This window comes from Petrachloros mirabilis (assembly GCF_975968855.1).
The window spans coordinates 1-20,488 of sequence record NZ_CDLUDY010000046.1; the positions used below are offsets into that span (position 1 = coordinate 1).

General features: G+C 53.2%; 17 protein-coding genes. 1 reads left to right on the top strand and 16 read right to left on the bottom strand.

Annotated features, from left to right (window positions below; translation table 11 throughout):
• The 7 genes from ACWVCN_RS01860 to ACWVCN_RS01890 form a co-directional block, all read right to left on the bottom strand.
• Positions 1–470 (bottom strand): glutamine synthetase beta-grasp domain-containing protein (locus tag ACWVCN_RS01860; protein WP_455243810.1); only part of this gene is annotated, 470 nt, incomplete at its 3' end.
• 50 nt (positions 471–520) lie between these two features.
• Positions 521–3,211: a [protein-PII] uridylyltransferase gene (glnD, locus tag ACWVCN_RS01865; RefSeq protein ID WP_455243811.1), complete on the bottom strand. Its 2,691-nt coding sequence runs from the start codon at positions 3,209–3,211 to the stop codon at positions 521–523.
• Positions 3,208–3,546 (bottom strand): P-II family nitrogen regulator, encoded by a 339-nt coding sequence (locus ACWVCN_RS01870; RefSeq protein WP_455243812.1) that lies wholly within the window; start codon positions 3,544–3,546, stop codon positions 3,208–3,210. Before ACWVCN_RS01870 ends, glnD begins: the two co-directional genes overlap by 4 nt.
• Positions 3,547–3,558: 12 nt before the next feature.
• A complete protein-coding gene (locus tag ACWVCN_RS01875) occupies positions 3,559–4,896 on the bottom strand; it encodes an ammonium transporter (RefSeq protein WP_455243813.1) in 1,338 nt (445 codons plus the stop codon).
• A 21-nt stretch (positions 4,897–4,917) separates the two neighbouring features.
• A complete protein-coding gene (locus ACWVCN_RS01880; protein WP_455243814.1) occupies positions 4,918–6,315 on the bottom strand; it encodes an ammonium transporter in 1,398 nt (465 codons plus the stop codon).
• A 20-nt stretch (positions 6,316–6,335) separates the two neighbouring features.
• Positions 6,336–7,646 carry an outer membrane beta-barrel protein gene (locus ACWVCN_RS01885; RefSeq protein ID WP_455243815.1) on the bottom strand — a complete coding sequence of 437 codons (1,311 nt, stop codon included), beginning with the start codon at positions 7,644–7,646 and terminating at the stop codon, positions 6,336–6,338.
• Positions 7,647–8,035: 389 nt separating this feature from the next.
• The gene (locus tag ACWVCN_RS01890) at positions 8,036–9,841 is read right to left on the bottom strand and encodes an NAD+ synthase (protein WP_455243816.1); all 1,806 of its coding nucleotides are present in this window, start codon (positions 9,839–9,841) and stop codon (positions 8,036–8,038) included.
• A 178-nt stretch (positions 9,842–10,019) separates the two neighbouring features.
• Here ACWVCN_RS01890 and ACWVCN_RS01895 point away from each other — a divergent pair, with 178 nt between their 5' ends.
• Positions 10,020–10,976, top strand: a complete 957-nt coding sequence (locus tag ACWVCN_RS01895; RefSeq protein ID WP_455243817.1) for a hypothetical protein — start codon at positions 10,020–10,022, stop codon at positions 10,974–10,976.
• Positions 10,977–11,028: 52 nt separating this feature from the next.
• Here ACWVCN_RS01895 and ACWVCN_RS01900 read toward each other — a convergent pair whose 3' ends face one another.
• The 9 genes from ACWVCN_RS01900 to hpf all read right to left on the bottom strand — a co-directional run bounded on the left by ACWVCN_RS01900 (position 11,029) and on the right by hpf (position 20,464).
• Positions 11,029–12,294: a GAF domain-containing protein gene (locus ACWVCN_RS01900; RefSeq protein ID WP_455243818.1), complete on the bottom strand. Its 1,266-nt coding sequence runs from the start codon at positions 12,292–12,294 to the stop codon at positions 11,029–11,031.
• 7 nt (positions 12,295–12,301) lie between these two features.
• A complete protein-coding gene (aroB, locus tag ACWVCN_RS01905) occupies positions 12,302–13,462 on the bottom strand; it encodes a 3-dehydroquinate synthase (RefSeq protein ID WP_455243819.1) in 1,161 nt (386 codons plus the stop codon).
• A gap of 397 nt (positions 13,463–13,859) precedes the next feature.
• Positions 13,860–15,854 (bottom strand): type IV pilus secretin PilQ, encoded by a 1,995-nt coding sequence (gene pilQ / locus ACWVCN_RS01910; RefSeq protein WP_455243820.1) that lies wholly within the window; start codon positions 15,852–15,854, stop codon positions 13,860–13,862.
• Positions 15,851–16,456 (bottom strand): pilus assembly protein PilP, encoded by a 606-nt coding sequence (locus tag ACWVCN_RS01915; RefSeq protein ID WP_455243821.1) that lies wholly within the window; start codon positions 16,454–16,456, stop codon positions 15,851–15,853. Before ACWVCN_RS01915 ends, pilQ begins: the two co-directional genes overlap by 4 nt.
• 80 nt (positions 16,457–16,536) lie before the next feature.
• Entirely contained in the window at positions 16,537–17,163 is a 627-nt protein-coding gene (locus tag ACWVCN_RS01920) for a type 4a pilus biogenesis protein PilO (protein WP_455243822.1), read from the bottom strand.
• A 9-nt stretch (positions 17,164–17,172) separates the two neighbouring features.
• Positions 17,173–17,727: a PilN domain-containing protein gene (locus ACWVCN_RS01925; RefSeq protein WP_455243823.1), complete on the bottom strand. Its 555-nt coding sequence runs from the start codon at positions 17,725–17,727 to the stop codon at positions 17,173–17,175.
• Positions 17,724–18,833, bottom strand: coding sequence for a type IV pilus assembly protein PilM (pilM, locus tag ACWVCN_RS01930; protein ID WP_455243824.1), 1,110 nt, complete (start codon positions 18,831–18,833; stop codon positions 17,724–17,726). The genes ACWVCN_RS01925 and pilM overlap by 4 nt, the downstream gene beginning before the upstream one ends.
• A 246-nt stretch (positions 18,834–19,079) precedes the next feature.
• The gene (rapZ, locus tag ACWVCN_RS01935) at positions 19,080–19,961 is read right to left on the bottom strand and encodes an RNase adapter RapZ (protein ID WP_455243825.1); all 882 of its coding nucleotides are present in this window, start codon (positions 19,959–19,961) and stop codon (positions 19,080–19,082) included.
• Positions 19,958–20,464 carry a ribosome hibernation-promoting factor, HPF/YfiA family gene (gene hpf / locus ACWVCN_RS01940; protein ID WP_455243826.1) on the bottom strand — a complete coding sequence of 169 codons (507 nt, stop codon included), beginning with the start codon at positions 20,462–20,464 and terminating at the stop codon, positions 19,958–19,960. Before hpf ends, rapZ begins: the two co-directional genes overlap by 4 nt.
• Positions 20,465–20,488 lie beyond the last annotated feature (24 nt).

Here is a 20,488-nt window from a genome sequence, read left to right on the forward strand (position 1 = left end):
CCCTCGTCCGAATCGACATAGTAAAATCCGCAATGGCTCGTCTGATCATAGCGGGCATGGTCGAAGACGAAAAACTCGGCTTCCGGCCCCCAGTAGGAAATATCTCCGATTTTTGTGCTCTGGAGGTATTTCTCCGCCTTCTGCGCAATGTACCGCGGGTCACGCTCATAGGTCTCCCGGGAGATCGGATCGACGACGTTCCCGACGAGGCTCAGCGTCGGCACAGCAGTGAACGGATCAAGGCAGGCCGTAGCTGGATCCGGCACGAGCAACATGTCGCTGTTGTTGATAGCCTTCCAGCCCCTGATCGATGACCCGTCCAAGCCTGAACCGTCCTTGAACAGATCTTCCGTCAACTCACTGGCTGGTACGGTGAAGTGTTGCCACATTCCGAGCAAATCGACGAATTTCAAGTCCACGACCTGGACCTTGTTTTTCTTGGCAAACTCAAGCACCTCACGAACGTTCATTCCCCTCCTCCTTTCGGCAAACCCCTTTGATACCGATTATGCAGCCGACGCTAGGCCGCTTTGGCCTCGAGAAAATTCTCGATGGCGGTTTCGACTCCCGCTCGCACTCGCTCCAAGAGGTGGTGGTCATCCAGTTTCTTGCCACGCAGATCCGTAACGTAAAACACGTCGGCCACCTGATCCAATCGCGTTGAAATGCGAGCGGCATGGATTGAAAGTCCTAACTGAAATATCGCGCTCGTGATCACGTACAACAGCCCCTGGCGATCGTCGGCAAAAACGTCGATGATCGTAAAGGCATCCGACGTCTCGTTATCTATCCGCACCTCCGTCGCTTCCGGTGCTTTCGGTAGAGATTTCGTCATGTTCAATCTGGCCCCACGCCGCAACACGTCGTCGACATGATCCCACCCTTTGAGTACTGCAGCGATACGATCGCCGACCGTCCGGCAGCGATCCGCTGGCGGTTCTCCATGGTAGTCGGGATCGGTCACGTGGAACGTGTCTACGACAACGCCGTCGGACCTGGTAAGAATCTGCGCATCGAGAATCTGGAGACCGCTACCAGCCATCACACCAGCGATTTTTGAAAAAATCCCAGGCGTCAGATCATTGTGTGTCACGACCGCATACTCGCAGGTGCCGGTTTCATGATTGAAAGCGGCATCTACGACAACCTCTCCGACGTGCAATCGTCTAACGGCCTCCAGATGGCCGGCAATTCTGGCCGGAGATGTGCCGTAGAGGTATCGTTCCGGAAACAGCTTCAACTGGGCTTCAATCCAGGATCGGTCAACTCCCTCTTTCCCGACCAAAATTGGCTCGCGACCCACATCATCAGCTACTTGTGCCAACCGATCCGACGCACCCTTGGCATCTCGTTCTCCTGAAACTTCTGCCATCGTTCGCACGTACAATTCGATCAGCAATGACTCTTTCCATTTCGTAAGGACACCGGGCCCTACAGCCGCGATGTCTGCAGCGGTCAGAACCAACAGTTTCTTCAACACTTCTGGGGTACCGACTTCTCTGGCAAAGGGGAGTACCACCTTCACATCGTTGGGATCACGCCTGAATGCTGTATGGGCCATTAGCAGGTGCCGATGGACCAAAAAGGAGAGTGTGCGGGTTTCCTGCTCGTCATATCCTAGACAAACGGCTACTTCCTCTGCCAATCGTTTGCCGAGGTCGCTGTGGTCTTCTTCCTCTCCCTTTCCCAAATCGTGCATGAGGACGGCCAGGTGGAGAATGTCCTTCCGCTTGATACTCCTATAGACTTCTCCCAAAACCCCCGTATCGTCATTGACGGCTTCGGCTCTTTCGACCGCCAGCAGACTATGCTCGTCGACCGTGTACTTGTGGTACTGATTGAACTGCATCAAACCTCTGACCCGCCCCATGGCCGGAACCAGTTTTTCGAGAAGGTGTGCGCGATGCATAGCACCCAAAGTCGATGAAGTCCCTGGTCCTGCCATGATCTTCAAGAATGTTTGACTGACTTCCGGCGTCCGATAGGCCTCGGCCGGGACCGTCTCAACATGCCGATGTATATCTTCCAGCAACGGCGGTGCAATGCTCAGCCGCTGCGACCTCGCTAAATCGAACAACCGTAACAATGACGCCGGACTCTCCAGCACCTTGGCATGCTGATCCTCTGCCACAGTTAGGATCCCGCCTCGTACCACGAAGTCATGATCGACGCGGGGCGACGGCCATAAGGCCGTGACACGGTGCCACAACGGCACGCTGCGGCACCTTTCGATGAAACGCATGCAGCGTTCGTGCAATCCCATCGTGTGCCGGTAGTACTGTTGCATGAATTGTTCGACGGCGAGCAGATGGGGCCGATCCTGAAAGCCGAAGTGCCCGGCCAGCCATACCTGTTCGTCGAACGACAGAATCTCCTGCGCAGTGCCCGCATGCACATGAAGGAGCGCCCGGACTCTCCACAAAAACTCCCGTGCGTCCGTCAGGGCCATCGAATCAGCCCGCGACAGGATGCCTCGATCCGACAATTCCCTAATGGTCGGGGCATGGAAACGGGCGATTCCTGCCCACTGCAACAAATGGAGGTCTCGAAGACCGCCCTTGCTTTTTTTCACATTCGGCTCGAGCAGATAGACGGTCTCTCCGAACTTTTCGTATTCACGACGTCGCTCCTCTATCTTGTGGTCCAGAAACAGATCAACTCCCTTGGAGACCACCTTGCGGGAAAACCGGCTGTGGAATTTTTCGAACAGGTCCGCACTGCCGGACAGAAACCTGGACTCCATCAACGACGTCTTAACCGTCGAATCAGTTCCAGCCAATTCAATGCAATCGGCGATGGTTCGCACACTGTGTCCGACTTGAAATCCGCAGTCCCACAGAGGGTGGAGTACCGCCCGGACCAGATCTTTGGCCGACTCTTCCCATCCGGCCTGAAAGAGAAACATCAGATCAATGTCCGAATAGGGCGCGAGTTCTCGCCGACCATAGCCGCCCAACGCCACAATGCAACAATGCCGCAGACCGGCTTTGGCCAACCTCTCACCGCCATGTCTGATCGCTTCGCGGTAGCGCGCGACGATCAGACCGTCGACCAAATCGGTCATAGCCGCCAACGTTTCCGCCCCGCTGGCTCCTCCCAGTACCCGCTGGTCAATTACGCGACGCTGCTCCGCCAGGAACAAACCGAGATCATCGACCGCTTTCCCCGAAACACTCTGCGTCGCGGCACCCTCGTTTGAACCGCTTCTCACAACGCTGTCTCTCCTGTTTCCCCCGTTCTGATACGAACTGCAGCACTCAAGTCTCGCACGAAAATTTTCCCGTCTCCGATGCTCCCGGTCTTGGCCGCCCGTGTGATGGTTTCGATCACACGCTGTACCTGCGCATCGGTCACGGCCACTTCGAGTTTGACCTTGGGCACGAACTCGATGGTGTATTCCTGCCCGCGATAGGTCTCCTTATGGCCTTTCTGCCTGCCGAAGCCCTTGACTTCAGTGACGGTCATACCCTGCACGCCCATCTCCAACAATGCATCCTTCACTTCGTCCAATTTAAACGGCTTGATAATCGCTTCGATCAATTTCATTCTCGCGCCTCCTTATGAGTACGCACGCTCGTTGTGTTGAGTCAAATCCAACCCTGTCACCTCTTGATCAGCCGGCACTCGCAGACCTACCATGGCATCAACGATCTTCAAAATGGCAAACGAGCCGAGGAACGAAAAGACCAGGGTAGCAGCAGCCATAATGAACTGCGCCCACAGTTGTCCAGGATTGCCATAAAACAATCCGTCGGCTCCGGCAGCATTGATGGCCTTCGATGCGAAGAGCCCCACGGCGAGGACACCCACTACTCCTCCGACACCATGGACCCCCACAACGTCAAGCGCGTCATCATAGCCAAACTTCCCTTTAACAACAATGGCGAAGTAGCAGGCCATGCCCGCGGCTAATCCAACGATGATCGCAGCACCGACCCCGATATAGCCCGAGGCCGGAGTGACCGTCGCCAGGCCTGCGACTGCTCCAGTTGCAGCACCCAGAGCTGTAGGTTTGCCCCTATGTTGCCATTCCACCACTATCCAGACGAGCGTCGCAGTCGCCGCCGCCGTATGGGTGGCAACAAATGCGCTAATCGCGTTGGCGTTCGCCCCTAAAGAACTCCCGCCATTGAATCCAAACCATCCGAACCAGAGTAACCCCGCTCCCAGGACGGTCATCGGGAGATTGTGCGGTGCCATATAATCGGTTCCATAGCCTTTCCGTGGCCCAACCGCGTAGGCGCAGGCCAAGGCCGCAGCCCCTGAGCTGATATGCACCACTGCCCCGCCGGCAAAATCCAAGGCTCCCATCTTCCCCATCCATCCTCCACCCCATACCCAATGGGCGAGGGGGCAGTACACGAAGACCGCCCAAATCCCTGAAAACATCAGAACTGCACTGAACTTCATCCGCTCGGCAAATGCCCCGGTGATGAGCGCCGGAGTGATCGCGGCGAACATGAGTTGAAACACCATGAATGCCTGGTGAGGAATCGTGGACCCGTAGACTGGATGCGGGGTATACCCCACACCCGACAACAGAATCCAATCCAGATTCCCGACGATCCCTCCCACGTCAGGGCCAAAAGCCAGACTGTATCCGAACAAGACCCAAATCAGACTGACTAACGCCAAGATGGCCACGCTCTGTACGATAGTGCCGAGCACGTTCTTGGCCCGAACGAGCCCTCCATAGAAAAGAGCTAATCCGGGCATGGTCATCGCCAACACGAAGGCTGACGAGGTCAACACCCATGCCGTATCGCCTGTATCGATTTTTGCCGTGGCCTCTTCTGCCCACGCAGGAGGGAGACCGAACAAGCCGACAACCAGAAACCCGAGGCCCACGAGCCACCGCTGGCTCGGCATCCATCCGATACGCTGTACGATATGCATAGAGGTCCCCCCTATCCTTGGTTAGGAATAGGCCCTCTCCTCGTGCTGACTCAGATCCAGGCCCATCCGTTCTTCTTCTTCAGACACACGCAATCCGACTATTGAATCGACGATTTTCAGAATGAGATAGGTACCCGCAAAGGCAAAGAGAAAGGACACCGCTACTGCGCCAACTTGAATAACCAACTGCCCTGGGTTGCCGTACAGCAATCCGTCGGCTCCTGCGGCGTTGATCGCTTTGGACGCGAAAATCCCCGTAGCTAGCGCACCAAATGTCCCTCCGACTCCGTGTATCCCGACTACGTCCAGCGAATCGTCGTAACCGAGCTTCGCCTTCATCATGACGGCTGTATAACACAACACCCCCGCTCCCAACCCTATCAAGATTGACGCAATCGGTCCGACAAAACCTGCCGCAGGAGTAATCGCTACCAGACCCGCAACGGCTCCGCTGGCTGCACCGAGCACCGTCGGTTTTCCTCGATGCATCCACTCGGCCATCATCCAGGCCAATCCTGCTGCCCCAGTTGCCGTATTCGTCACAACGAAGGCACTAGTCGCCAGTGCTCCGGACGAGACGGCGCTGCCAGCATTGAACCCGAACCACCCGAACCACAAAAGCGATGCACCTAGGACGGTCATCGGAAGGTTATGAGGCGCCATATGCTCTTTCCCGTAGCCTAATCGTGTCTTGAGCACCAGCGCACAGGCCAAAGCCGATGCACCGGAGCTGATGTGCACGACTGTACCTCCGGCGAAGTCTAAGGCGCCAAAGTTCCTGAGCCATCCGTCGACCGCCCAAACCCAATGGGCCAAGGGATCATAAATCACCGTCGACCAAATGACTGTAAAGATCAAAAAGGCGCTGAACTTCATCCGTTCGGCAAAGGCTCCAGTGATCAAGGCCGGCGTAATCACGGCAAACATCATTTGAAATACCATGAACGCTTGGTGAGGGATGGTCCCGGCGTAATCGGCGTTCGGTTCAAGTCCAACGCCGTTCAACCCCATCCATTCCAACCCGCCGATCACATGCCCTTTGTCTGGGCCGAATGCCAGACTATAGCCCCATAGCACCCACTGGACACTTATCAGGCAGAGGATGATGAAACTCTGCATGATCGTCCCCAAGGCATTTTTTGACCGCACCATCCCGCCGTAAAATAACGCCAGTCCCGGTGCGGTCATGGCCAAGACCATCGCCGTGGACACGAGCACCCAGGTCGTATCCCCCGTATCGATCTTGGAGACTGCCGGCGCAGCCGAAGTTACCACCATCTCTGGTGCGGACACTGTCGGCGCGACCGGTACCGGCTTACCGGCATCTTGCGCATATATGGCTGTCCCTCCTGCCGATAGCACAAGGCAGGTGAGGGCCGCGAGAACAAACTTCATCGTAATACGATGATCTGTCTTCATAGCCGCCTTTCCTCCCTTGCCTAGAACAGGTAGACCAATTGGAACGAAAGCGTTTCTTGATTGTTCGACGGATCGTTTCCGTTCAGGAACACGTTCTTGTTCGACTTGTCATACCGAAACTCTGCCCTCGTGATCAGCGAAGGAATCGGTTTGTATTGCAAGGTGTAAGTCGTTTCCCAGAGAGTTTGGGCGACTCCACCAGCAGGATTGCCCGCGCAGGTATTCCACCCGCCAGGTACCCCAGTAAAGCCCACGTTGGTGCCCACCACCGATCCCGTACAGGTTCGAGCGCCACCGGCATCTTCAAAAATCTCGCCTCGGATTCGCGCGCTCCATTGATCATCGAAATCGTGGATTAGGTAAGCGCCCAAGCCGTTCCATCTGGCATTCTTTCCGGCTTTTCCTGCGACCAAATTGGCGTTGGCCTCGTTCGCATAGTACGGTTCCAGCACAATCGTATCTTGGCTAGTCGCTTTGAACGTGATGATGGATCCGACCACTGTTCTGGTTGCACTGGCATCTCCCGCTGCAAAACCTCCCGCGCCATTGGACTGCTCCGGACCGACTGATCCGTAGAAGTTCACCCCTAACCGTTCGTGCGGCGTAAGTGCCACGAGCCATTCGAATGTCTTACCCTTGTTATTGTCATCGACGTTGTCCCAGCCGTTGACCACACCGACCGAGGCAGTCACCATCGGGTTAAATGTATAGGTCAGACGAATTCCGGTCGTCGTGAAGGCTTGCCCCAAACCGAACATGAAGGTGCGGGAGAAGTTCGGGTTCTCCCAGCTGTTGATGACCTCATAGCCGATGAGCGTGTTCATCTTTCCTGCTTGAATCTTGAGCCCGTTTCCAACCGGGAAAATGTACTCACCGTATAGTTCCTGAAAGTCCATTTCGTCGCTGGCAACTCCCGGTTGAAAGTTCGTCCTGGCCCGAGTCACCCTCGCATCGAGGCCGAAATTCAGTCTGGCCCGAAACCCTGCCCGATCCAACGCGCTCCCGCCGGCTTCCGCCGGCCGCTCCAAGAGAATTTGCACCAAATGAGGCATGAACGAACGTGCGTTCGTATCGAAGATGTGAAGTTGATTTAGGTTGGTGCTCGGATTATTAAAGTTGTGTGTATAGGCAACATCGACAAAACCGGATAGCCTCAGTCCAAGCGTCTTCCAGAGCGACGCCGCTTCGGTCTTTTTCTCCAAGGCTTCGACTCGCTCTTGAAGGCTTCCTACGTTGGCAGGAGATGCGCTTTGCGCAAATGCGCTATGTCCCCAGGCCAACGAGATGGCGATACCGACCATCAATACGCTCAAGGTCCTTCTGCTCTTCATCGTGACGTCCTCCCACACTTTGTCAATTGTGGTTAGTGTTGTGCCCTTTCGGATCACACGTAATGACGCCATCGTCGATCGCACGCCCTTGTGCGCAAAGTGCGGATTATCATCGCAGCGCTTCCTTCTGCTCTCCGGTGACATCCGCTCCTTCACCCTTCCGACGCCGCATTGGCAAAAAAAAACGTCCTCAGGCCTTCAAGGCCAGAGGACGTCATTGTCCGTGCCGTTTCTACTTTTTGGCAATCGGAGAGACGTCGTTGTCATCCCCGAATGGATGTGCTTTGTAACACAGCGCTTTAAAGATTGTCAAATTTTCTACGATGCAGGACCGGGTGATTTAGGCGGGACTGACCATCTACGGGTAGAGAGAGAATCCTTCAATATACTCAATCGGATCGATATCCGTTCGTTACCGGCATCCGACGATCTTTCCCAAAAGCCCGATGTGTGATTTTGATCCCGATCGGAGCCTGTCGGCGCTTGTATTCGCTGTGGTCCACCATCCCAATAACTTTCGATACAACGGCGTCCGCAAATCCCATGCTCACGATTTCCTCGAGCGACCGGTCTTCCTCGACATACGCCTTAAGAATGGGATCCAAGATGGCATAGGGAGGCAGGCTATCTTCATCTTTCTGATCCGGACGCAGTTCCGCCGTCGGAGCGCGATCGAGTATCCGTTTCGGTATGATGGGCGATTTCCCTCGGGCATTCCGGAATCGCGAGAGCTCATACACCATGGTCTTCGGGACATCTTTAATCACGGCAAAGCCACCTGCCATGTCGCCGTAAAGTGTCGCATATCCTACGCTCATCTCGCTCTTATTCCCCGTTGTGAGTACGAGATGGCCGAATTTATTCGAAAACGCCATCAGTACATTGCCCCGTATACGGGCCTGGAGATTTTCTTCCGTCGTATCGGCTGACCTTCCCTCGAACGACTCGGCCAAAGCCCCGAGATAGGACTCGAAGGTGGACGTGATGGGAATGGTGCGACACCGGATACCCAGCCGCTTCACGAGATCCGCAACATCCTCGCTGCTCTCCCGTGACGTGTAGGGAGAAGGCATGAAAATTCCCGACACATTGCGCGGCCCTAAGGCGTCAACGGCAACGACTGCCGTCAAAGCGCTATCGACACCGCCGCTGAGACCGATGATGACGTTCTCAAATCCGTTCTTGCCGGTATAGTCCCTTACGCCTAGGACCAGAGCGCGATAAACTTCCTCTATCTCTCCCAGTAATGGACTGAGGGGAGATACAAGCCGCCGACGATTCGATCCCTTCCCCACCCTTTTCGCTGTAACATGATCAACGCGGGCGGCCAGTTTGCCGCCTAGTGTTTTCTTGCGCCTACGAACCAATCGCCCACGAGCTACGGCATCTAGATTCAGATCGGTGATCAGAAGATCTTCCTCGAAAGCCTTGGCACGGGCAATGACATTCCCACCCTGATCTAGAATGACACTATTGCCGTCGAAGACCAGTTCGTCTTGCCCGCCAACCGTGTTGGTATAGGTCACGATCACACCGTTCTCGCGCGCGCGCGTTGCCAGCATGTCCTCGCGCACCCGGCTTTTCCCGATATGAAACGGAGAAGCGTTGATGTTGACGATCACCTCGGCTCCGGCTTCCGCCTGAACCCTCGTCGGACCGTCGGGATACCAGATATCTTCGCAGATATTCACCCCGATAAGTGTGCCGCCAAGATCAAGGAGGACGACTCTCTCGCCTGGATGAAAATATCGTCCTTCGTCGAACACTCCATAATTGGGCAGGAGGCATTTCGAATAGTTTCCCACGATTCGGCGCTCGGCCAATAATGCCGCTGCATTGAACAATTGATGCCGGTCCTCCGCCACCACAGAATAGGAAGGTCGTGATGCTTTCTTGGTTACGGTTCCGGTTCCGGTTCCGGTTCCGGTTCCGGTTCCGACATATCCGACGATCACGACAATGCCTTTGGCATCGCAGGCGATTTCATTCAATGCGCGCACGTTTTCGGCGATGAATTTGGGTTTCAGGAGGAGATCTTCCGGTGGATACCCGGTGACTGCCAGCTCAGGGAACACGGCCAGATCCGCTTTTGCCTTCTGCGCCTCTTTCAGCCAGGCTCGAATCGCACGCGTGTTCCCAGCGATGTCTCCCACCGTCGGGTTCATTTGAGCCATGGCAATCCGCAATGTCCGCATCGCGCAGTTCTACTTTCCGCAGATGGAAGTTACATAAATCAAAACGTCCTCAAACCCTTCCCCCAGGGCTTGAGGACGTCGTCGTCCATGCATCGTATACATTGATCGTCTGCGTGAAGCGTCGTGATCTCCAACGGTGCGGGAAGGTATCACCGCCGGATTCAACCTGTCAAATGTCATGCAACAGGCACACGCCTATCGCACTTCACCTCATCGATACACCCAAGACGTCATGGATGCGATCGGCCTCCTATGGTACACTCGCCCCATGCTGAAGAGACTACCTATGATGGGGCTCTACCTCATCTTCTCGGCGTTCACCGCTTGCTCAACGGGTCCCGACTTGGACCTCCTACTCCATGAATCTGAGAGAGGTAGTGTCTACCTCGAGCGCATTCCAGACCGATCGTTTCGGGCAGCTCATCCCATTCGAATTAAGGCAGAAGTACTTGCACGAGTCCTTGAAGGGACAAGGGTTCGTGACCAGCAAGGCGTTCTGCAAGAACTACTTGCAGGAAAGCCAGATGAATTTCGAGCTTTCTCTGATAAAGATGTTTCGTATTTAGCCCCCCTCCTCGCAGAAGGCCTTTCCCATGCCGCGTCTGATCAGCAGATTACCTTTCGAGTCATCCAAACGGCCGAGTCGCGCTCCACAGCCACATCAGGCTCCGGAGCCGAGGCACAAGCCACTCATTTATCTACAAGCGGATCAATCTATGCCTACGGGCAATCACTTTACCTGAAGCTTCATCAATTTCGACATCCACTGGGAGCAGTGGCGACAACCAATCCGCAGCGTGGCCTTCCAAACAACACCAGCTTGGCTGGCCGGGTAGTGACCTTTTCTCCGGAGGCAGCCCAGACCCCAGAGTCCGATCGTCACGGGAGAACCACGGCCTCGACACTCGTCATCGACTACGAGCGATTGGCCTCCTTCTCCCTTTCACCTCTGTCAACACCTCCGCCAGAACGAGTATCCACCCCAGCCTCAGTGGGTTCTACGCAACCATCCGATCCTGACGCATCAAGGGAATCATCGGAAATTGAGGCCTTGCGAAAGGAGCTACAGGACATCAAGCGTCAACTAGCAGAACAAGAAGCAGAACGGAAGAAATCTCATCCGCGCGTACCCTGATGACGAGTCGAGGGACTCTCACTTCAACGCGCTTTCCCACCCTGTAATTAGGCTAATTTCGCTGTCGATCGGCTCGCTCTTCGATCTCACCGGCCAGGAGGACGGCCTCGGCGATTTCTCTCATTGATTTCCGAAGATCCATACTCTGGCGTTGAATAAGCTTAAAAGCTTCCTCCTCCGTCAGTCGCTTGGATCGCATTAGATAACCCTTGGCTCGATCGAGGAGTTTTCTGACCGCCAAAGCCTCCTGCATTTCAAATGATTTTTCCAGCAATGTGGTGTGCTCGATGGCAATCGCTGCTTGATTGGCGATAGCCTGCAGCAGCTTGACTTCCTCGGCCGAAAAAGAATGAGGAACGGAAGTGTAGCTGTTGATCACACCGACAGCTTTCTCCCGTACCAGCATCGGGACTGATAACAATGAGCATAGCCCCTCTTTTCTAGCAAGTTCGGGATACATGAATTCCGGTTCTTTCTCGACATCAGCCACAATTATCGGTCGCCGTTCCTGAACCGCACGCCCGCTGATACTCTGCCCGACTTTCAAATTTGGCTTTCTCCGGTACTGTTCGCTGAGGCTTTGCGTCGCTTCGATTCTCAATTCACCAGTGGATTCATCTAACAGCATGATCGAGCATATCTTCGAATTCATCATTTGCGCCGTCATGGTCACTAACAATTGGAGCACATCTTCTATCAGGCGACCGGAGGCGACCGTTTCAGAGACCTGAGACAGAGTTTCCACTTGCAATGCTTTCCGACGCATCTGCTCATACAATCTGGCATTTTCGATCGCCCCACCAACCTGATTCGCAATAGTGGATATTAGTGCAAGCTCATCGGTCCGGTACCTTTTGGGACGCTTATGCTGAACATTAATCACGCCGACCACTTCCTTCTTTGCCATAATTGGTACCGATACGAAGGCCTGGTAACGGTCTTCTGGCAGATTGTGGAAGAATTTAAATCGAGGATCGTCGCTTGCATTACTCTGAATCACAACTCGCGTGCGTTCCCTCGCCACCCAACCTGTGATCCCTTCTCCCATCCCGATGGTGATCCGGCCAATCAGCTTAGGATGAGGATTCTTAGAGGCTTGCAAAATCAGTTCATCATGTCCATCGGACAAAAGGTAAAGAAGACAGGCGTCCGCTCTGGTCACTTCCACAACCACATCGACGATATGCTTAAGGACAGCCTCGAGATCGAGCGTGTTGCTGATCGAATCAGTGATGCGGTGAAGAATATCGACCTCTCGCGATTTCTCACGTAAGGCCTGCTCTAATTGCGCTACTGAGGCTGTGCGTTTGGTCGACATCGTTAGTCTACACGTCCTCTAGCGCAATTCTTCCTGTGCTTTTACGCGGTCTCAGGCGCGGCAGCTTCGCCGGTTTGGCCTGAGAAAACCGCTCTCGGTGCCACTCAGCACAAAGTCGTCTCTCCAGCGGGCGCATCACAACCTCGCCAATTTTCGTCGGCCATACCCCCACGACTTTGCCACCGATAACTTTCTTGTCATGCTGCATGGCTGCCCACAATGAGGCAAATGAGCACTTCGGAAGATCTCCGGATAATCCGGCTCGCTGAACAAGCGAACTTATTCTCTTAACGACATCTTCTCCACAATAACCAAGGCGCGCCGCAAGATCAGCCTCTTGAACCAATCCAATCCCGACCGCTTCTCCATGGATCAAGCCACGATACCCGGCCATGGATTCGAGCGCATGACCGATCGTATGCCCGTAGTTGAGGATTCGCCTGCGGTCAGATTCCCGTTCGTCCTCAGCAACGATCGCTGCTTTGATCTCGCATGATCGCATGATTGCGCGGGTAACAGGATTACCCTCAAGTCTCAGCAGGGCAGGCATTGATCTCTCAAGAAATTCGAAGAATACTTCATCGGCAATGATGCCGTACTTAATTACTTCGGCCAAGCCCGCCTCACGTTCTCGTTGAGGCAAGGATCGCAGGGTATAGGGATCGACAAACACGCCTTTAGGTTGATGAAAGGCGCCGATCAAATTCTTTCCCAGACGATGGTCGACGCCCGTTTTGCCCCCGACACTTGAGTCGACCTGAGCAATCAATGTTGTAGGAACCTGTACAAATGGAATCCCTCGTTGATAGATGGCCGCTGCAAATCCCGTGAGATCTCCGATAACACCCCCGCCGAGGGCTAGCAGGATAGAGCTCCGCTCGAACTTGTTCTTCGCGAGAGCATCAAGGATTCGCCCGGTCGTGACTAAAGATTTAGACCCTTCGCCGGGAGGCAATACGATTGAAACAACTTCGAATTCTGCTCGCCGGAGAGAGCGAATGGCTCGGGGAAGATATTCACGAGCCACATGACGATCAGTTACCACTCCGATCTTTCTAGCCTCCGTTAACTTCCGGACACGATCACCTATCGTTGCCACGAGACCATGTTCAACAACAACGTTGTAACTGCGTTCTCCAAGGCTGACTCGAATCACTTGCTCGCCCATAATCATCATTCGTAAATGGTGGTTTGGAGCTCCTACCTATCGGCGATACCACATCAGGCTAACGTGGGGGAAGGGGTGAATCGCGATTGAAAAGCTATCCCCGAGGTATCCCAGAAGTTGAGGAATGTTAGCACAACGCACTGATAGATAAAACCATTTCAATTTGATATCGGTCAGACGAGTTGCATTTTCAGCAAACGGCAGACCGACTTATCTGCAACGATGTTTAGAGATCGGAAACGGGTCTGTAGGAGCACTTACGGTGTGCTCCTTACCCTAACGAAGCAGGGAATAGCATGAAGTGTTTCTATCCGCAGGAATGGGAGCCGACGAGAAAGAGACTCACAAAGAGAGAGCGGTCCGAGCCCACAACAACTAAGGGCTCGGACCAAGCGATCTATGAAGACTGCACGATTGAAGGAGTCAGGAAGATCAGGAGTTCTTGCTTTGATACACTTTCCGATTTGTTCTTAAACAACCACCCCAAGACCGGGATACGAGACAGGTAGGGAACACCCTGCACGTTATTATTCTGTGTGTCGATAAACACGCCTCCGATTACCATGGTCTCCCCGTCTCTCACGATGACCTGCGTGTTCGCCTCACGGCGATCAATGCTTGGACCGGCGGGATTGCTTCTCGCACCGACCGCGTTTCTCGTTGCACGCACCTTCATCATGATCTGCTTCCCAACCTCCTTAGGATCGCGCGAGGTGATTTGGGGTGTTACATTCAACTCCAAATTGGCATCCACGAAGGTAGTCTGCGTCCCCTGCAGCGATGTAGTCTGGAACGGAATCGATTCGCCCTGCGAAATCTTGGCTTCTCGTTTGTCCAGAGTGGTGATTTTGGGCGCAGCGATGACCTTCGCCAAGCCGAGCAGCTCTCCTGCGGAAAGCCTCAGATCGAGCGCAAAACCGTCGGCAAGTTTCCCAAAGGTGTACCCAACGGCAGGAACAGCCGGGAGTCCAGCTACTTGAGCAGGGAGATTGACGAGAAAATCCCTTGGAATCGTCGTGCCGCCAGTTCCCGCTATCGGTGCAAATGGCCCTGTAAGGTTACCAACTGCAGAGAATGTGTTGGCCCCGAAATCAGTGTTCTTAATGCCCCATTGCACACCCAATCCTCTTGCATAGACTGTATCCGCTTGAACAATCCGAGCTTCAATCTGAACTTGGGGAACTGCTAAGTCCAAGCCCTCGATCAATTGTTTAAGTACTTGTATTTTGCTTTCAGCATCCTGCACAACCAATGCGTTAGACCCCGGGCTCACCTGCATCTTCCCTCTGGGACTCAAGTTCTGCCGCAGCGCGGTCAGGAGTTCTTGCGCTTGTAGGTTTCGAATGTAGAACACTCTGTCGACTAATGGTTCCGCCTTCACCTTCGAATCTTTGGTTTTAGCCTCTTCGTCCTGCTGCCTTGAGATGTTTGACAACGAATCAATCCAGAGAATATTCCCCTGTTTGATCTTTCCAAGGCCATTCATCTTCAGGATCATGTCCAAAGCCTGATCCCATGGCACGCTCACGAGCTTCATCGTGACTTTGCTTTTGACACCCTCGCCAATTACGATGTTGAACCCGCTGACTTCAGCAATAAGCCTCAAGACATTGCTGATGTCAGCCTGTTGAAAGTCCAACGAGATACGCCTTCCCACATACCGAGTCTCACCAAGAACCAGATCGTCCTTATGGGTCTGATTCTCACTGCTCTCTTGTCCACTTGTCATCTGCACCGGACGAACACGAAATGCAGGACGGATCTTTTCTTGTCTCATCCGAGCATCGTTGCTCGAACGGGTTTCTGACATGACGGCGCGATGTACAAGAGTTGCCCCAGAACTTTGGCGTGGAGTCGTCGCAGACACAGTCTTGGTTTCTGGCGAAGCATGTCCCTCTACTGCAGAAGGCTCATGGACTCTGACTAGAAGAGTAGTACCTTGTGGTTCAATCGCAAACTCAGCACCCTCCTTAAGGTCAAACACGAGTCTCACCTTGTCTGCATGGTGCCCAAGCCGTACACGCTTCAAATACTGATGGTATAGTCTCCCAAGAGGCGTTCTAATCGAAGATGTGACATTGGGAAAATCGACAACGAGCCGTTTCGTATCTGGCTGAGACGACTCAAAACGAAGATTGCCATCTCCCGCAATCAGGACGGTGACCTCACGATCCTCTTGTTTAATATTTATGTCCGTCAACATGCGAGCTTGTTTGCCGACAAAAGGAACGCCTGTTTCTCCCGTTCCAATCTGATCGATCCCCCTGTCGCTGGTCGAGGCGGCCGTGTCGGCCAAAGCCCCCATCGATGACGCCACCATGAGGAAGCTTGTCACTCCCAAGGCAGAAAGGATACGAGTGATCGTAGTTGTCTGCAACTTATGTTGTGTCATTCTAGGCCCTCTTTCGGATGGAGAAGCTTGACATACTCCCGTTCCTGTTTTCTTCCATACACATCTGTATAGCGCTCTTGAACGATGATCCCTTTCTCGGTAACAGCACTGACCACACCGTTATTCGGGCCAATCCTTGTTCCCTTTCGAATCGTATAGCCGTTGCCGTCCGGCGTTTGCATCATCGCTGTGTACCCGTAAGCTCCCCAAACCACCGCAATTAGATTCATGTCGGTCAGACTCACACGCTGCAACGGCGGAAGCGTGGGATCAGCCTGACCGGGAGCGAGTTGACTGAGAACTGGCAAGAAAGGATCGCGTCTCCCAGACGGGTCATATCCACCTATCATGGGCGGCGCGTCCGGAGGTAAGACACCGGTCATCCCTGCATCGCCTTCCGTTGGCGACCCAGGCGACTGTGCGACCGGAACATCTCTTGTCAGATCTGCGGGATTAGGCACCTTTACCGATTCTTGTCTCAATGGGGCCACCTGTCCGGCATGCGGAACAAGGTCGGCGCCCAGTACTAACTCCACCCCGCACAGAGTTCCAGTCATGCTGATGACAACAACGGCCGCGCTACGAACCCACCTGCCCTCCATGGGTAAAATCTCCCCGTGACTCCAAACACCCCGCACTATTCGACTCCAGAATAAGCCTAGTGCCATTGTCCGCTCTTAGTTTATTTTTTAACGTTACCTGTAGTTGCCGCTGCTGTAGCAACCTTCTCCTGGGTCGCAGCATATGCAATGAGATCAAAGACAGTTTGCGTGACAACACGTCCCTTATCTGTCTTTGGATTGCCTATTTTGAGATTCGAGACGGTGATAATTCTAGGCAAGCTGTTGATCCTGTCAAAGAATAATGCTGCAGTGTGGTATCCTCCAGACACTTCGACATTCACTGGTAACCTCACAAACAGCTTAGACGGATCTTCAGTTTTTCCACCCGGCTTCCAGAGTTTAATATCCAAACCGAGCCTCGTACCGAGATCTGAAACCTGCTTCAGCAGCATCACAGCCTCTTCCTCAGGCGGCAGTCGCTCCTTTTTCTTTGCCAATTCAATTTCTAACTGCTTGTTGGCAGCAATCAACTCATCCAGATGCTTGATCTTAATGGTTAGCGTTGCGATTTCCTGGTCCAACTTGGCAACTTCCTGGTCAAGAGTCATGATTTCAGCACTCTTGGGTTCTACAACCTGGTAGTAGAAGGCAATCAAGATCCCGCCCAATACGAGAACCAGCAACGCCACCTTTTGCATCGGCGGGACAGCCCGCAAACCTTCAAGATTGAGTTCGGGCATATTCATAGTTATTCATTATCCTTTGAGGCGGAAACCCAACTTAAATTGGTACAGACTAACCTTGCTCTCTGTAGCCGCGCGACTTTCCAGCAAGGTAATGTCCGTGAAGTAGTCAGTGCGCCGCAAATTATTCACGAACTCGACGACATCATCGTTGGTGAGGGCACGGCCCTCCAGATCTATCGATTGCCCGTTCACGCCGACTCTCACAAGCCAGAGCTTAAGCGGATCGAGACTCTGGCTTACATGATCAAGAACTTTCACCGGCCCCACGCGAGACTTTTCTAGTTGATCAATAACCTGATTCTTTGCCTCAAGCAGCTTCTTCTTCGCTTCAAAGTCTGCAACTTGCTTCACTTGCTCTTTCAGTTGTGCGACTTGTTTTTCCTTTTCAGCCTTATCCGCTTGCTTTGCAGCAATTTCAGCTTCCAATGCATCCCAATAAAACCAACAGCCAGCCACAGTAACCACGAGAAGCCCGATCCCCAAGAAGAGCTGTGCGCGGACATCGTATTGGGGCTTTACCGATCGCCCTTTAGGGCCAATCGAGAGAAGATTTATCCGTATCATCGGTCACCTACCGATCGAAGGGCGAGCCCCACTCCTACTGCCGCCATCGGCGCAAGCTCTGCCAATGCAGCTTCGTCGAATTCGCTCCCGGAAGTGTCGATTTCGGCGAATGGGTTCGCTATTTCAATCGTTATCTGCATGCGATCACGCAATTGCCGGTCCAGTCCACTGATCTGTCCACCGCCTCCGCATAACAAAACCTGCTGGACATCCACATCACCAACCGTAGACTTGAAGTAGTCGATCGTTCTGGCGACCTCTGAGGCCACTTCTGCGTTGACGCTCTCAATGATTCCCTGGATAGAAGCCTGCCTCCCTCCAGCGTTGTTCCCGCCCTTCTTGGCCTCCTCCGCTTCTTCGAATGATAAACCCAATTCCCGTTGAATGGCTTCCGTGTATCGGTTCCCTCCGATGGGAATATCGCGTGTAAAAAGCGACGTGCCATTCGCTACAATATTGATGTTCATCACACTCGCCCCGACATTCACCAACGCCGTCGTCTCATCTTGCAAGTCAGGATAGTTAATGCCGTGCATGTTTTCGATGGCAAAAGCGTCCACGTCCATGACCAATGGCTGCAACCCGGCACCTTTGACCAATTCCGTGAGCTCATTAATCTTATCTTTCTTGGCCGCGACAAGAATAACCGACATGTCTTCCGCCTCTTGACCGTCCGTCTCCGATGGAGGAAGCACATGGAAGTCTATGTTCACTTCATTGATGTCAAAAGGGATGTACTGCTCAGCAGCCAACTTTACCTGTCCCTCAAGTTCATTATCGGGCATTGGGGGCAAGCTGATTTTTTTAATGATAACTGCATGCCCTGAAATGGAAACGGCCACCTGCTTGTCCTTGACTTTCATCTCACTGCACAATTCTTTGATCGCGGATACCACACGTCCCTCATCCATCACCGTCCCATCGACGATGACTTCGGGTTCCAGCGGCTTGTAGCCAAACTTTTGCAGGATAAACTTGCCACGATTCTCTTTCAGTTGAACAAGTTTTATCCCACTCGAGCCGATATCTAAGCCGACCAACTGGCGCTTAGGAGTCAGCATCGAGAAAATGTCCGCGTCAACCAGACTTTTTAGCGAATTCAGCATACGTGCCTCGGACTTTACATGACTTTTAGGATTACACAAATCATTTTATGTTTTTTCACCAGGCACATTATTTCGCTCATTGCGATTGAGCTAGAACTCTCGATCAGCCTTGAAAAGGCGGGGTATTCTTACTGTTCACAGAGGAAGTATAGACTGTAGCCTTTCCCTGTCAAGAAAAGGCCCTGTTCGAACTAACGCTATACTCGACTTTACGCAATGAGGATATAAATGGAGGCAGGGGAAGAATTATGATTTGGCGAGATCACGATGAGACATAACAACGCGATATCCAGACCTCTCAAGCATCTCTTGCAATCGCCTGGCGATTACCACCGATCGATGCCGGCCGCCCGTACAACCTATTCCAATGTTCAGGTAACTTCTCCGCTCTCGCTCAAACAAAGGAAGCAGATATCTCAACAACTGTTCGAGATGACTGCAAAACTCCCCGGCCTCCGGATCGGAAAAGACAAACTCCTGAACACGAGGGTCCTCCCCGGTCAAGGACTTAAGATGACTCACAAAGAACGGGTTCTTGAGGAAGCGCAGATCAAATAATAGATCGACATCAAAAGGCACTCCAAATTTATACCCAAAAGTGATCAGGGCAATCGTCAGTCGCGTACTCGTTCCCTCTTCGCTTAGATACCTCCCGATGAGTACCCTCAACTCATGCACGTTAAGGCTAGACGTATCAATAATGCGGTCGGCGCTAGCCCGCACATCTGCAAGTCGATCTTTCTCGAAGCGAACTCCTTCCAGGATCGGAAGTTCCGGAAGTAGTGGATGCGGCCGACGCGATTCAGAAAAGCGCCTCACCAGGACCGCATCCCGAGCTTCGAGGAAAATTAGGCTCACAAAATGCCCCTGATCCCTAAGCTGCTTGAGTATCCCTGTGAGATCTGCAAAAAATACTCTTTCTCGAACATCAATACCCAATGCGACCCGCTTAATTTCATCTCCTCGTTGATGGCACAGCTCGACGAAAGTGGGCAACAAAGCAGGCGGAAGATTATCGATACAAAAATATCCGGCATCCTCGAAGCACTTGAGCGCATGTGACTTTCCTGCCCCAGAAAGCCCTGTAATCACCACAAGCTTCAGCCCGGACATTTCCGTCCTCTTCATGTGTCGATCAATAAAACATTGCCGTTCTCCAAACGCTGAAGAACCTGCAATTTCCCTGATTCCACGCATGTAAAGAGCATCATGGCACCAGGCCCTTCAGTAAGGAGCTCTCGAGCCTCAGAGCGAGACAGCACGGGAATCTTTGGACGAACTACTTTGACATCGTCAAGCTGAGCCCCCACGCTCGGCTTGGCCACAGGAGCCAGAGCCCTCCCTTTCCCTTTATGCGCCCTGCGCTTCTCTTTATACTTTCTCACTTGCGCCTCAAGGCGGCTAATCAACTGATCAATGGTGGCATACATCTCCCGCGTCGACGTTTTCGCTTGAAATCGTTTGCCATTGATCGTGCAGACTGCTTCCGCCATATGTTGAAGCTTATTGACGCTCAGCACGATTTCCATTCTTCCGATAGTCACATCATAGCGTTCAAGTCGCTCAACGCGAGACCTGATGTGCCGCCTAAGTGCAGGAGTCAAGTCCATATGGCGCCCGGTTATCTTCATACATATCCCCTTTATCTCATGATT